Below are 14,634 nucleotides of genomic sequence, written 5' to 3' on the forward strand. Positions count from 1 at the left end.
ATCAGCCGTGAATTTCGCGCATAAAGCTGACGAATGCTCTCAGCTTGCCAGGCATACGTGAACGATGCGGATAGTAGAGGTAGAACGGCGCGCCCGGCACGCAGTGTCGCTCCAGAAGCGGAACGATACGTCCGTCGTCAAGCGCCGGCTCGGCGAACTGCCTGTACACGTACGCAAGGCCGAGCCCGTTTGCGGCAGCGTCCATCACACTGCGCATTTCGTTGAAAACCAGGTTACCTTCGACGTGCATCTCGAACGGCGCTCTACGGCTGCCAAAGCGCCATTCGAAAAAGCGGCCACTGCCGCCAAAGCGCTGGCGGATGCAGCGATGACCGAACAGATCGTCGGGGCTATAAGGCGTGCCGTGAAGGTCCAGATACGCCGAAGAGGCGACGACGACCGTCTTCTGATCCGGGCCAAGCGGCACTGCGACCATGTCTTGCTGTACGGCGTGCCCGAGCCGGATCCCGGCATCGAAACCGGTCCCCACAATGTCGACAAGCCGGTCGTCGATCGTGACGTCGAACGTGATGTCTGGGTACCGTTCGACGAAAGCCTTTTGAAATGGCTGAACGAAACAGGCGTAGGCCACGTAAGACGTATTGATACGCAAAACACCCTTGGGCATATCGACCGTCTCGCCAATGTGTTGAACGGACTCCGAGATCCTTTCCAACGCAGGGCCGAGCGACTCCAGTAGCTGGGCTCCCGACTCGGTCAGTGCGACGCTGCGGGTGGTGCGATTGAAAAGCCGAACGTTAAGTTGCGCCTCCAAGTTCTTGATCGTCCGCGAAATTGCGGTTGGCGTGATCTGCAGTTCCACTGCCGCCTGGCTGAAATTTCTGTGACGGGCGACGGCTTCGAACGCCAATAAAGCCGTCAGGCTCGGGTGTGCCTTCAGCTGTGGTCCAAAAATCATGTTACCTCCGCACCAATACACATTATGAATTTAAAGTTCATAACGAGTGTAATCGAGCGGTGATTCCCGGACGATGCCCGGCCCCCTATCCTTGCAGCTCATCCTCGACCGCCTATCAGTAACCAGCGATTACGAGGGGAAGCCCAACGCAATGTTGATTTTGCACACAACGCAAGGAACCCACTTTGAAAACCTATCTTGTCTTAGGTGCCGGCCCGGGGATCGGGCTCGCAACAGCCGAGCAATTCGCAGCCCATGGCTACCGCATTGTCCTCGCATCGCGCTCCGAAGCCCGTCTCGAAGGTGCCATCAGGTCGCTGCGTGAGTCGGGAGTCGACGTCGTGTTCGAAAGCGCCGACGCGTCGAACCCGGTAGCGGTTCAGCAACTGATTCAGCGCCACGAAAACGACCTCGAAGTGCTCCACTACAACGCTGGCGTGCTGCACTATGACGCGAGTGGCACGGTGCTGACGCGCCCTCTCGATGCTGAGACCGCCGCCAGCCTGACTCACGATGCAAACGTCAACCTCGTGAGTGCCTTGGCCGCCGTGCAAGCGGCAAAACAAGTGCTTTCGCTCCGTGGCGGCGGTACGATCCTGCTGACCGGCGGAGGCTTCGGCATCGAGCCAAGTCCCGACTTCATCAATATCAGCGTTGCGAAGGCAGGCCTCCGTGCTGCGGCGAAGGCTCTTTTCGAGCCGCTGCGCGCCCACAACATCCACCTTGCAACAGTGACCGTTTGCACATTCGTGTCCCCCGAAACAAACAAGCCCAAGGAAATCGCCGAGGCGTTCTGGACTCTGCATGAGCAGACGGATGCGAAATCGTGGGAATGGGAAAAAATCGTAACCTGAGTCAAACGGTCGCCAATTCGCCCCCAGGCCCAACGCCTTCCATCGATCACAGTCCAACGACTTGTTGCCCGGCATCGACCTGTTCCGTGACGCCCGACTGGCGCAGGCTCGCGGGAGTCTCCCCGCCAACCGCGCCGACACCGACCGATGCGCGCTCGCGCAACAGGAAGTGCCCCAATGCCGGCAGCAGGATCAGCGCGCCCAACATGTTCCACAAGAACATGAAGGCCAGCAGGATCCCCATGTCGCCCTGGAACTTGATTGGCGAGAAGGCCCACGTCGCCACCGCGATGCCCAAGGTGATGCCGGTCAGCACGACCACCTTGCCGGTAAAGAGCAAGGCACCATAGTAGGCCTCTGACAGGCGCTTGCCCGCCCGCAAATTCGCCAGCGTCACGCTCAGCACGTACAGTGCGTAGTCGACGCCGATCCCTACACCGAGGGCCACCACCGGCAAAGTCGCTACCTTCACGCCGATACCGAGCCATACCATCAGCGCCTCGGACAGTATCGACGTCAGTACCAGGGGCAGCACTGCGCACAGCACCGCCCGCCATGAACGGAATGTGATGAAGGCCAGAATGATCACCGCACCGTAGACCAGCATCAGCATCTGCCGGTTGGCCTGCTTGACCACGATGTTGGTCGCGGCCTCGACGCCCGCATTCCCGGCCGCCGGCAGGAAGCGGGCCGCCTCACTGTTGTACTGCGCACCGAACTCGTCGACCAGCCTCGAGACCGCTGTGAGTGTGTCCGCCTTATGGTCTGTCAGATACGTCTGGATAGTCAGGAAACTGCACTGCGCATCCAGGGTTTCGCGCGGCGCATACTGGGTCACGGAATTGATGCTGGCCTGATCGCGCGAGAGCTCATACCACTTCGGGTTGCCCTCTGCGAAACCCACGAGACCGTTCTTGGCGGTGCCCACGAACGACAGCGTCGATTCCACGCCGGGCAGCGCCCGCAGGCGAGACTCGAGGGCGTGCACGCGAAGCAGCGTCGAATATTCCGAGCAGCGGCCCTTAGGCGTGGGCACCATCACCGTATAGACATCGCTGCTTGCCGCATAATGGCCCACCACATAGGCATTGTCGCGGTTGTAGCGCGAATCGGCCCGCAGCTCGGGCGCCCCCGGATCCAGATCCCCGATCTTCAGATCGAGGCTGACCACGAACCCTGCCCCCCCCAAAGCCGCGGCGGCGACCACCGCCAGACTCGCCCATTTGCGCTCGGTAAACAGGTCCAGGAAGGCCCAGAACGGATGCTTGCGGTGTTGCCCGTCTTCGGACTCCATCCGCTCGGCCTTGAGGCTGCGCAGGGCCGCCGTCGGACTCACGCCGGCATACGACAGCAGGATCGGCAGCAGCACCAGGTTGGTAAAGATCAGGACCGCCACGCCCAAGCTCGCGGCCAACGCCAGATCCTGAATCACGGGGATCTTGATGACCATCAGCACCGCGAATCCAACGGCATCGGCCAGCAGCGCGGTCAGTCCCGCCAGGAACAGCCGCCGGAACGTCAGGCGCGCGGCCATCAGCTTCGGGGCGCCGCGCCCGATATCCTGCATGATGCCGTTCATCTTCTGCGCGCCATGGCTCATGCCAATGGCGAACACCAGGAACGGCACCAGGATCGAGTACGGATTCAACGTGAACCCGAGCAAGGGCAACAGACCCAGCAGCCAAATCACCGCCACCAGCGAACAGGTGACGACCAGCAGAGTGCTGCGCCAGCAGCGCGTGTACCAGAACAGCACCGCTGTACAAATGGCGATGGCGACCGCGAAGAACAGCAGAATCTGACGCAAGCCATCGAGCAGGTCGCCGGCCACCTTGGCGAAACCGGTCACGTGTATCTGAATGTCCTGCGATTGGTACTTGGCGCGCAGTTGCTCAAGCTTGTGGTTGAGCGCCTGATAGTCCAGCGGCTTGCCCGTGTTGTAGTCGACATCGAGCAGCGGTAGCAGCACGATAGTGGATTTGTAGTCGGCCGCCACCAGTTGCCCGATCTGACCCGAGCGCTCGATGTTGTTGCGCAGCTCGGCCAGCTTCGCGGGCGATCCGTCAAAGCCATCGGGCATCACGGGCCCGCCTTCCAATCCCTGCTCGGTCACCGCCATCCAGCGCACCGCGGCCATGTAGATCGACTTCATGTAGGCCCGGTCCACCCCCTGGTACAGATACACTTCGTCATTGATCTTGCGCAGCTTCTCCAGGTACTCCGGGTAGAAGACGGAGTCACGCTTGGTGGCCACCGTTATGCGCAAGACATTGCCGGAGCCGGAAAGCTGCTGGGCGAACTGCCGGAAGTTGGAAACATACGGGTGTTCGCTGGGCAGCATGCGCTCGAAGCTAGCCGCGAGCTGCAGCTTGCTGGCCTGCAAGCCGAGCACGATTGTGATCAGGGCGCACAGGACGACGACGATCCGCCGGTGGTTGAAGAACAGCCGCTCGACTCGGGAGCCCGACTGTTTGTCGAAGCTCGCAGGATGCTGATAATCGACAGACGGACCGTGCTCGCCTGCTTCCTTAAGGTGATTCATGATCCAGAAGCTCCAGTCTTTTGCACCGGCAGTTCAACAAGGCCGGCCCCACGCACCCCCACGGCGATCATGCCGCCATGAGCCGTGCCGACAACCGCGGACAGTGGCGCGCGCCGCTCAGGCACGGCCTCAAAGCGCCTGCCCCCGTCCTCGCTACGGACGATCTCCCCGGCCTGGCTCACCATAACGACGCGCTTGTCATCGAGCATTGCCGCACCGGTCCAGGCATTGCCGCTGCCCGTCTTTATCTCCGACCAGCTCTGCCCGCGGTCGCGGGAGACGAAGGCATGCCCCCGCAAGCCGAACACCAGAACACCGTTACCGGGCACGCCCGTGAGTCCAAAGAAGCTGCCTTCGTAAGGAGACTTGACCGCGATGAAGTGCTCCGCGCGATCGGTCGACACAAAGATGGCACCGCGCTCGCCCACGATGTAGAGCGCATCGCCCACCGCACGAATCCCATAGAGGTGGCTGCCTTCAGAATTGGGCACGTGTTGCTCCCACCGCTCCCAGGTCTTGCCGCCGTCGCCAGTACGCAGCATCAGCCCGAAGGCACCCACCACGAATCCATTGGTTTCGTCAGCAAAGTAGACATCGAGGATCGGGTCGCCCGCGTTGGTGGCAGGCGCGCCCGCATCCTTGGGCAACTGAGCCAATTGCGCCCCGTCGAGTTGCTTGCTCCAAGTCTTGCCACCATCGCTCGTGGCGAGTACGACGCCGCTATGCCCCACCGCCCAGCCCTTTTGCGGCGTAGCGAAGTAGACGCTTGTCAGCGTTACGCTCACCGGCACCTTCGCCTGCGACCAGCTCTTGCCGTCATCATCGGAGGCAATGATGATGCCGCTCTCCCCCACCGCCACAATCCGGTTCCCGGCGCGTGCCACAGCTATGAGCACCGATGACGCCGCCCGCACACTCTGGGCCGCGGGTTGCGCCAACGGGTCGAGCGGGTCCAGATCGAGCGCCACACAAGGCCAGGCGGCCAGAGCCAGAATGGCTCCGACCACCCAAGCCCGCCGGCGGCTCGCACGTTCCAATATGCGCATTGCTTTCACCTTCTCGTGCATGCTGGCCGTCAACCTACCGCACGCCCTTGTTGAGCATGCCTTCCGGCGTATACAAGCTCACCGGGAACGGTTTGACGATTTCATGGTGCAGCTTCTGGTCGTTATGGATGGTCAAGGTGTAGCTGCCCTTGAGCAGGTCCAGGGTTTCCATATTCTGCATGTACAGCGCCGGCAGTTCATACATCAGCGTCGGGAACGCGATCGTGGTGTGCCAGAGCGTGCCTTGCCCATCAAAGGTGTCGCCAAGCACCGCGACCCAGCTGTCTTCATCCACATAGATCTTGCGGCGGGCCCGTACATCACGCTGTCCTGCTCGCACGGTCCCCTCGATCTCCCAGACACGATGCAGTTCCCAACGCACATATTCTGGATTCGCAAAGTGCTTGCCCGTCACCTCCTTGTCGGACTTCAGGAAGAAACCGTTCATGTTGTAGGGAATGTACATCTCCCGCTTGCCCACGATCTTCCAGTCGTAGCGGTCCATTGGCCCGAAGAACACGAACGGCTCGTCAAAGAAATCGACGCCCGAGTTGACGAAGTTCGGCGTGTCGCAACACAGGTTGGGCGCCCGGCGCACGCGCCGCTGCCCCACCAGGTATTGCCAGGAGGCCCGGGTGTCGTCAAGCTTGTCCTCGAATATCACCAGTTCCCCCGCGCGCACCGATGGCTCAGTTACCGATTGCAGCGCGGCAAAGTAGAACCCCTTCTCGACGGATTCGGGAGATTCGCCCTTGATGTAGTACGGCCGCTGAATTTCGTTGTTCCCGCCAGTGCCAATCGACGCCGAGCCGTTCGAATCGACCACGTAGCTGCGGAAATACCAGTTTTCGCTACCGGGCGCCACGCGCAGCGCGTGGTTCCACATCACTTCCACGCCACTCTTCGGGATCGGGAACGGAGGCCCGCCATAGGCACCCTTCACGGCGTAGCCGTCGAGCTTGGCGCGCGTGGCGTTCTTGAACGTCTCGTCGTACACCCATTGCGGCGCCGCCGCCGTGCGATGGGTCGGATAGACGTTGATCTTGTAGTCCGCGTATTTTTTCAGCAGATACTTCTGGCCCTCATCGAGCTTGTCCGAGTACTGCGCCATGTTGGCCGCCGTGATCGTCAGCAGCGGTTTTTCATTGGCGAACGGGTCAGGCCGGGGCTGGCCGGACTTGTAGCCCGCCGGCACCTTGGTATAGCCGCCGTCCCAAGCAGGGATCGTGCCCTCCTTGTTGCCGGCCTTCTCGCCACCGAGTGGCGTGAGTTCGGTTTTGAGCTTGGCGGCCTCCTCAGGGCTCACGGCCGCCGATACGCTGCCCGTGCCGGCCATAGCGATGGCAAGCACTGCCAGTGCGAGGGTATTCAGGGTTTTCATAGGGTGTCTCCGAGTCCGTTATCAGAATGTGCGTTGCAGCGACAAGGACACGAAGTCCCGATCGCGGAGGCTTTGGTTGAAGGTCAGACGGCCGTCCGCCCCAAGCGCGGGGCCGCCGCTGCCGTAAAAGTGCGTGTAGTTCAGCCCGACCTTCCAGACCTGCTGATACACGCCTTTGAGCCCGATACTGAGGTCGCCCCCCTTCCTCGCGCCGCCATTGAACTGCTGAACCACGGACGAATTCCCGTGCGGGTTAAAACCGACACCGATCGGTGCTGACAGGTCAAAGCCCGGAAACACCTGGAACCACTGCGGCTCCAACACAAAGCGCACGCCCCAGGCATCCCGCGACGCGTTGGCCGCCAGGGCGCCCGGGTTCTTGGTGATGCTCGTGCGACGGTTCCAGCCAGCCTCGGCCGTCAGCGTGGCTGAATTCCACAGCGGCGAGCGGTTAAAGACAAAGATGGCCGACAAATTGGCGTGCGCGGAGTTGCCTACCGCATACAGGGCCTGCCCGTTGATCCCTCCGGAACCATTCGGACTGGCATCGATTTGCGGGTCGCTGACGAGCGGCGTATTCCGGCGTATCGAGGCTTCTCCCGCCAGATTGAAGCCCGCGACTTCCGTGCTGAAGCTCGCGCCGAACGATCTGACGTTCTCCGGGTAGACGAGTTGATAATTGAATGGAAAACCAGGCACAAATGCGCCAAGCGGCCGCAAGTAGGTCTGGAACAGCTTGTCGTGATACTGCATCGCGTAGAAGCCGAACTCGACGTCCGACCCCGTCGGCCGCCAGCGCACTTGCGCACCGCCCTGCCCTGAATTCCTCGCCGTCAAATCGCCGACCCGGGGAGCCCCGAAACCGGGCGCCAGCAGGAAACGTTCGCCACCGTCGTCAAACACATCGGCCGACGAGAAGTAGCTTCCTACCGCCGGAATACGCGACTTGCGGAACTCGAACTGATAATAACCACCGACCGTCACGTTATCCAAAAGCTGGAACTGGCCTGAAATCTGGTTGACCGGAAGAATGATTTCCTTGAATTGCGAGTTAGGCACCGACAACAGCTTGACGTAGTCCACCGGCGATTGTCCATACGCGATGCCGTTGGCCCCGAAGAACAGCGTCTCGCCGTAAATCAACGAGTGACGTCCCAGCCGAACGTTGCCGCGATCACCATTGGCATACACAAAGGCATCGAGCACCTCGACTTTACGACCGTGCAAGTCCCGCGTCGCCGCGGTAAACTCATTGAAGGGCACCGACGTCTGGTTGGCCCGGCCTGGGGCATCGTTGCTGTTCGACCGGTTATAGACCGTGTCATACCAGGCGGCGCCGCTAACGCGCGCGCCGAACCTTTGCTGGTAGCTGAAATCGAGCTCGGACAACACATCGAGGCGGTTCGAAATCAGCCCCCGCTTGAAATTCCGATCGCCATCGTCAAGATTTATGTTGTTGATGTTGGCGGCCGCGTTGTCATTCACCAGATTATCGTCCCGGCCCGAGACTCGCTGCGCCGCGCTGTATTTAAATGTGTTATCCCAACGAAGCTTGATATCCGGATTCCCGGTATCAATGTCAAACGCGTATGCCTGCCCCGCCGCCCCGAGGGCTAACACCGCCATACTGATCGCCCGCCGCGTGCGAATTGGACCACTGCCCCCCGACTGCTCTTTGCGCCTTGCCTTGATGATGCCCACGTTGTCTTCTCCTCCTGCCTTGCGCCATGTTGATGTATGTTTGGCTGCGCTGCGTCGTCTACCCCCTGATTCCGACCGTGTCAGGTCAACACCGTAAGAAAACTCTCCCGTGGGATGTTGTCCTGTGAGAATGTCGCCGCGCCGAGTTCGGTCGTGTCCCAAGTCAGCACCGGGGTATCCGGATAGTGGACATATCCCCCGGTAAAGACCTCGTTGCGGTTACCCGATGGATCGAAGAAGTAGATCGTCGCCCCGCGCGTTACACCGTGTCGGTTAGGACCGACATCCACCGGAATTCGGTACTTCCCAATCATGTCGGCCGCATGCACGACGTCGTTGACCGATTCGAGCAGGAAGGAGACATGGTGAAACTTGTTCGGCTCCAGTTGGAGAATGAATGCAACGTCGTGAGGTTTCGTCGAACAACTAAGGAAGAGCGCGCGAGATGCCTTGGAATCGGCGTCGATGAGCCGCTCGCTCATATCGAACTCGAAGACCTCCTGGAACAGCTTGGCGTTTTGATCGAGATTCACGCCACCCAGCAAGATATGGTCGATGCGATTGATGCGAAAGCCGCGGATCACGCCTTCGTCTGGCATGACGCCGGGATTGAACGTTCCCAGCGTGTTACCGATCTGCTCCTTCTCAGCGTATAACTGCATGGTGTGGCCACTGGGCAAGACGAATTGAATGCGCCTCCCGCTTTTCGGAAAGACGCCTGCCGCGATTCGCTCCACCTGCAATCCAAAAGCCTCAATCTTCGCTTCAAGGTCGACGAGGGTCTTGTCGTCGTAAACCTTGAATGCAAAGTAATCCAGCCCGGACGAGTCCGCCTCTCTCAACACAACGCTGTGGTGATCATGCTCGTCCCACGCCTTGTAATAGACTCGCCCCTGATCGTCGCTCATCACTTCATGCAACCCCATGCGGTCGCCGTAATGTTTCCGCGACGCCACCATGTCCAGCACGCGGATGCAGACTTCACCTAACCGCAAAACGCCTCGCAATGCCATTTCTGTCTCCTTGGTTTTAGTTCGCCCTTTTCCCGCACGCATCGCCCCGAGTGGTGTCCTCGCCAACTAATCAGAGCGCTTCCGCGTGAGGTTTCAGCAGGCCCCGCGCTTTGGCCATGGTCATGGCGGTGTCCTCGATCATGTCCTCCTGGCCACCGATCATCTTCCTGCGCCCGAGTTCGACCAGGATGTCTCGCGCTGGTACGCCATAACGTTCAGAGGCACGCTTCGCATGCAACAGGAACGTCGAATACACACCGGCGAAGCCGAGCGTTAGCGACGAACGGTCTACACGAACAATGTGATCCATCATCGGGAAGATCACGTCTTCCGCGATGTCCATCAGCTTGAACAGATCGCAACCCGTTTCGATGCCCATGCGCTCGCACACGGCGACGAATACCTCCAGCGGCGTATTGCCGGCACCGGCGCCAAGACCGGCGACCGATGCATCGATGCGACTTGCGCCTTCGTCGATTGCCGCAATCGAATTCGCGATGCCCATGCCGAGATTGTGATGACCGTGAAATCCGATCTCGGTCTCCGGCCGCAACGCTTCGCGCAACGCTGCGACGCGTGACCGTACGTCCTCAGGCAGCATGTAGCCGGCGGAATCCGTCACATAAATGGTCTGGGCGCCATACGACTCCATCAACTTGCCCTGCTGCACGATGCCTTCGGGGGAGTTCAGGTGGGCCATCATCAAAAAGCCCGTGGTATCCATCCCCAGCTTGCGTGCAAATGCGATGTGCTGGCCGGCCGTATCCGCTTCCGTGCAATGGGTCGCCACATGCACACTGCGTGCGCCACATTGATAGGCGGATTCGAGGTCCTTCATGGTCCCGAGCCCCGGGATCAGCAGCACCGACACCTTTGCCTGCTTCAACTTCGGAACGACGGCCTGCAAGTACTCTTCATTGGTATGCAAGGCGAAGCCGTGCTGCAGCGAATTTCCGCCGAGCCCGCCACCATGCGTGACTTGTATGAGCGGCACGCCTGCGTCGTCGAGCGCGGTCGCCACTTTCACCATCTGATCGGTGGATATCTGTTCGCGCTTCGCGTGCATGCCGTCACGCAAACACATATCGTGAAGCATGACCTTTCGGCCCCTTAAGCTTTTGGTTGCCGCGTTCATTGCGTCGCCTCCACATTTGTCGCTTGCGTTGCGTCACGCAGCATCCCCTCGGCAAACAACTCCGCCGTACGGGTTGCCGCCGCAGTCATGATGTCCAGATTTCCCGCGTAACGAGGCAGGTAATCGCCGAGGCCGGCGACCTCCATAAACACCGCCACTCGGTTTCCGTCGAATACCGGACCATTGATCAGTTTGTAACCTGGCACGTACTTCTGCACCTCGCCAATCATCGACATAATCGATGTGGTGATGCGGTCCCTGTCCGGTGCATCGTCGGTCAGGCAAGATATGGTGTTGCGCATGATCATCGGCGGATCGGCCGGATTGATAATGGCCAGCGCTTTACCGCGGCGGGCGCCGCCGACCTCACAGATCGCGCTCGACGTGGTGTATGTGAACTCGTCGAGATTGGCGCGCGTGCCCGGGCCCACCGATTTGGACGACAGGCTGGCAACGATTTCCGCATAGTCGACTGACTGCACGCTGGATACGGCATTGACGATTGGGATCGTCGCCTGGCCCGCGCAGGAGATCATATTGACGTTCATTGTCCGGGTCCGCGCCAGTGGCCTCAAATTCACCGGAGGCACGCATAGCGGTCCGATGGCAGCGGGTGTGAGGTCGATCATGACGACCCCCAGTGCGTTGAGTTTCCGTGAGTTCTCCGCGTGGACGTAAGCCGATGTGGCGTCAAACGCGATCCGAATCCCATCTTCACGTACGTGTGGCAGTAAGCCGTCAATTCCGTCCGCAGTGGTTTTAAGCCCCATTTCCCTCGCCCGGGCGAGCCCTTCGGACGCAGCGTCTATGCCGACCATCCAGACCGGCTCGAGCACCTCGCTGCGGCGAATCTTGTAGACGAGATCGGTACCTATGTTGCCGGACCCAATCAGGGCACACTTGATTTTTCCCATTAACCTCTCCTCAAACCTGCACTGGCTGCATCGACGCCTCGGCCGACATTCGCTCTTGCGCTGTCTGACCCGCCACGGCAAAGTGCTCGGCCGATACCTCGTCTATAAGAATGCGCACTTGTTCCGGCCTGACACTGAGCGCGCCAGTCACGGCGGCAGTTATGTCGGCGACAAGATCTCGTTTTTGCTGCACCGACCGCCCTTCCAGCAAATGAATTTGGATGATTGGCATCGTCGTACTCCCGATCAGGCCGTGATTTCTTTACCAAAAATGGTCCGCGCGATGACCCACTTCTGGATTTCGTTTGTCCCTTCGTATATCTCGGCAATCTTGGCGTCCCGATAGACTTCTTCAACGTGGTAGTGCGAACGGTCGTGGCCGAGTTCTCGCATATACCCATACCCACCGAAAATCTGAACGCCGTCACGCGCGAATTCGCCCGCGAGATTGGTCGCGTAGTACTTCGCCATCGCCGCCTCGGGCTCCGGGAACGCCACGCCCGCGTCCATGCGCAAGGCCGCTTTGACATAGAGGTTTCGGGCATTTTCGATTTCTGTCGCCCGCTCGGCCATCTTGAATTGCCAATGTTGAAACTGAGCGACCGCCTTCCCAAAAGCCCGTCGGGTCTTTAACCGCTCCACACTGTGGTCGAAGATGGACTGCGCCATGCCGACACCGGAGGCGGCAATACCAGTCCGCCCATAAGTCAGCGTCTGCAGCGCAATACGAAGGCCGCCGCCCAGCTCTCCAACGGCATTCGAAACCGGAACTTCGACATTGTCGAAATGGATATCGGCGGTCAGCTGGCCATGGTTCCCCAGCTTTTTATCGGGTGCGCCCACCGTGACGCCGGGCGCATCGAGGTCAATAACCAGCTCGGTCATGCGCTCGCCATCAACACAGAGAAGTACGACGAAATCGGCAACTGGAGCGTTGGTGATATACCGCTTCTGCCCATTGACAACGTATTTGTCGCCATCGAGTCGCGCCACCGTCTTCATCATGCCTACGGAAAGATCCGTGCTGGCATCGGGCTCAGTCGTCGCGAAACTTCCGATCTTATCCCCTGCGAGGAGCGGCGCCAGATAGCGTCGCTGTAGTTCCGGCGAGGCATGCTCCAGTGCATGGCCAGCGAGTATGCAATGGACATCATAGATTGCTGCCACACTGTTGCTGTAGTAGGCCAGTTCCTCGATAGTGATGGCTGTCGCCGTACAGGCGTAATTCAGTCCACGCCCGCCCACTTCGCGCTTGAACGGAATGCGAAATAGGCCCGCAGACGCCATTTTCTGGAACAACTCCCGCGGGAAGTGCTCTCGCGCTTCCTCGCGATGCCCAATTTCCCAAGCAACAGGCGCCACCTCTGCATCGCAAAAGCGGCGAACTTCTTCGCGGATGGCCAATGACTCGGCCGGCGTCATAAGGTCGTGATACAGGCCGGGTTGCAGCCGTTGCGGATGGCCGGCAACAGCATTCTCGGCTTGGTTAGGCGCATTCATTTTGAGTGCCTCTTATGATCGGGTTAGATGAAGCGCATCGAGACGCTGCCCAGTTCCTGGAATCTCGCCACCACGTTGTCACCGGGCTTTACGTGAATGGCTTCGGTAATTCCTCCGCTCATGACAAAGCTCCCTGCAGGCAACTCCTGATCTTGCGTGCCGAGGAGATTCACCAGCATTGCGATGGCTTCTGCCGGGTGTCCGAGCACCGCGGCTGCGGCCCCCATTGCCACGATCTCGCCGTTTTTTTCCATGACCACGCCAAGCGTGCGCAAATCGAGCTCGCCTGCGTAACGAGCTCGACCGCCCCCAACAAAGCGAGCACTAGAGCCGTTGTCGGCAATGACGCTCGGGAGATCGAACTTGAAGCCGGCATAACGCGAGTCGATGATCTCAACGGCAGCCAGCACAAAATCGGTCGCATCCAGCACCTGCTGCATCGTGCAACCAGGCCCGCGCAACAGCCTTTTCGTCACGAACGCCACCTCGCACTCGACGCGTGGATGCACGAGTTCCGACGTGTCGATTGCCGAGTTTTCTGGACGCGCCATATCGTCCATCAAAAAGCCGATGCTTGGCTCATGGACGCCCATCTGCTGCATTTTCGCTTTGGAGGTCAAGCCCACTTTCCAACCTACCAGGCGAGCCCCACGCGCGATCCGCCGGCGGCGCAGGTCGCCCTGAACCGCGTAGCCATCCGCAACCGTCATCAGCGGAAACTCGTCGGTCAGCTTGGCAATCGCGTGTGCGCGGCGTTGCGCGTCATCAACACGCTCCGCGAGGCGGCCTACCTCTTCATGGGTCAATGTCGTACTCACGCGATGCTCCTTCCCGAAAACGACACCCGGCAGCTACCCAAGCCGCCCACGGTGCACACCAATTCGTCGCGATCCGCGATCGGCACAAGCGCTGACTGAGAGCCTGAAAGGATGACTTCGCCAGCTTTGAACGGAATCCCCAGTTTGCCGAGTGTATTCGCCAGCCATGCGACCGCGTTCGCGGGGGAACCCCGGACCGCCGCGCCGACACCGGTGGAAAAAAGTTCGCCGTTCTTCTCCAGCACCATCCCGGCCAAGGCAATATCCAGCGCGCGGGGGTCGCCTCTTGTCTTTCCGAGCACATAGACACCGCAGGACGCATTGTCGGCAATCGTGTCCTGAATCTTGATGGTCCAGTCGGTAATGCGGGAGTCGACGATTTCGAAACACGGGACGACATAATCGGTTGCGCGTATTACGTCCATCGCGGTGATTCCCGGCCCTTGCAAATCGTCCTTGAGGACGAAGGCGAGTTCAGCCTCGGCCTTGGGCTGGATCAGCGTGTCCAGATCAATCGTGTCCCCCTCCTGATAGACCATTCCGGAAGTCAGTTGACCGAAGTCGGGTTGGAACACACCAAGAAAGTCCTGCACGGGTTTGCTTGTCACCCCGATTTTTTTTCCGACAATCGTCTCGCCGGCCTGGATGCGACGCGCGACCATCCGCGATTGGATTTTGTAGGCATCATCGATCGTGATATCTGGCTCCCGCTCCAGCAGTGGCGGAACGGTTTTGCGGGAAAGAAGCGCCTGATACAGCTCGTCTCCGTACGCCTCTATCTTCTTCGGGTCCATGGTCATCGATTCCAAGA

Annotated in this window: 13 protein-coding genes; 1 reads left to right on the forward strand and 12 read right to left on the reverse strand. The window is 60.0% G+C overall.

Going from position 1 to position 14,634, the window contains the following annotated elements; translation table 11 throughout:
* Position 1: 1 nt before the first annotated feature.
* Positions 2-919 carry a LysR family transcriptional regulator gene (locus PTE30175_RS09015; RefSeq protein WP_150696731.1) on the reverse strand — a complete coding sequence of 306 codons (918 nt, stop codon included), beginning with the start codon at positions 917-919 and terminating at the stop codon, positions 2-4.
* A 185-nt stretch (positions 920-1,104) separates the two neighbouring features.
* On the opposite strand from PTE30175_RS09015, the gene PTE30175_RS09020 reads away from it, so the two are divergent.
* Complete coding sequence (locus PTE30175_RS09020; protein WP_150696732.1) at positions 1,105-1,773, forward strand: SDR family NAD(P)-dependent oxidoreductase; 669 nt, start codon at positions 1,105-1,107, stop codon at positions 1,771-1,773.
* A 46-nt stretch (positions 1,774-1,819) separates the two neighbouring features.
* Here PTE30175_RS09020 and PTE30175_RS09025 read toward each other — a convergent pair whose 3' ends face one another.
* The 11 genes from PTE30175_RS09025 to dmpE all read right to left on the reverse strand — a co-directional run bounded on the left by PTE30175_RS09025 (position 1,820) and on the right by dmpE (position 14,617).
* Positions 1,820-4,315 carry an efflux RND transporter permease subunit gene (locus PTE30175_RS09025; RefSeq protein ID WP_150696733.1) on the reverse strand — a complete coding sequence of 832 codons (2,496 nt, stop codon included), beginning with the start codon at positions 4,313-4,315 and terminating at the stop codon, positions 1,820-1,822.
* A complete protein-coding gene (locus PTE30175_RS09030; RefSeq protein WP_150696734.1) occupies positions 4,312-5,382 on the reverse strand; it encodes a WD40/YVTN/BNR-like repeat-containing protein in 1,071 nt (356 codons plus the stop codon). The genes PTE30175_RS09025 and PTE30175_RS09030 overlap by 4 nt, the downstream gene beginning before the upstream one ends.
* A 13-nt stretch (positions 5,383-5,395) precedes the next feature.
* Positions 5,396-6,742 carry a DUF1329 domain-containing protein gene (locus PTE30175_RS09035; RefSeq protein ID WP_150696735.1) on the reverse strand — a complete coding sequence of 449 codons (1,347 nt, stop codon included), beginning with the start codon at positions 6,740-6,742 and terminating at the stop codon, positions 5,396-5,398.
* Positions 6,743-6,763: 21 nt separating this feature from the next.
* On the reverse strand, positions 6,764-8,443 hold the full coding sequence (locus PTE30175_RS09040) for a DUF1302 domain-containing protein (protein ID WP_224788663.1): 1,680 nt from the start codon (positions 8,441-8,443) through the stop codon (positions 6,764-6,766).
* 80 nt (positions 8,444-8,523) lie between these two features.
* Positions 8,524-9,456 carry a catechol 2,3-dioxygenase gene (locus PTE30175_RS09045; protein ID WP_150696736.1) on the reverse strand — a complete coding sequence of 311 codons (933 nt, stop codon included), beginning with the start codon at positions 9,454-9,456 and terminating at the stop codon, positions 8,524-8,526.
* Between the two features lie 70 nt (positions 9,457-9,526).
* Positions 9,527-10,591, reverse strand: a complete 1,065-nt coding sequence (gene dmpG, locus PTE30175_RS09050) for a 4-hydroxy-2-oxovalerate aldolase (protein WP_150696737.1) — start codon at positions 10,589-10,591, stop codon at positions 9,527-9,529.
* Positions 10,588-11,505: an acetaldehyde dehydrogenase (acetylating) gene (locus PTE30175_RS09055; protein ID WP_150696738.1), complete on the reverse strand. Its 918-nt coding sequence runs from the start codon at positions 11,503-11,505 to the stop codon at positions 10,588-10,590. Before PTE30175_RS09055 ends, dmpG begins: the two co-directional genes overlap by 4 nt.
* Positions 11,506-11,515: 10 nt before the next feature.
* Positions 11,516-11,737 carry a 2-hydroxymuconate tautomerase gene (locus PTE30175_RS09060; protein WP_150696739.1) on the reverse strand — a complete coding sequence of 74 codons (222 nt, stop codon included), beginning with the start codon at positions 11,735-11,737 and terminating at the stop codon, positions 11,516-11,518.
* Between the two features lie 14 nt (positions 11,738-11,751).
* Entirely contained in the window at positions 11,752-13,005 is a 1,254-nt protein-coding gene (locus PTE30175_RS09065; protein ID WP_150696740.1) for an acyl-CoA dehydrogenase family protein, read from the reverse strand.
* 23 nt (positions 13,006-13,028) lie between these two features.
* Positions 13,029-13,823 (reverse strand): 2-oxo-3-hexenedioate decarboxylase, encoded by a 795-nt coding sequence (dmpH, locus tag PTE30175_RS09070; RefSeq protein ID WP_150696741.1) that lies wholly within the window; start codon positions 13,821-13,823, stop codon positions 13,029-13,031.
* A complete protein-coding gene (dmpE, locus tag PTE30175_RS09075; RefSeq protein WP_150696742.1) occupies positions 13,820-14,617 on the reverse strand; it encodes a 2-oxopent-4-enoate hydratase in 798 nt (265 codons plus the stop codon). Before dmpE ends, dmpH begins: the two co-directional genes overlap by 4 nt.
* Positions 14,618-14,634: the final 17 nt, after the last annotated feature.

It is taken from the genome of Pandoraea terrae (assembly GCF_902459695.1).
Classification (GTDB): domain Bacteria; phylum Pseudomonadota; class Gammaproteobacteria; order Burkholderiales; family Burkholderiaceae; genus Pandoraea; species Pandoraea terrae.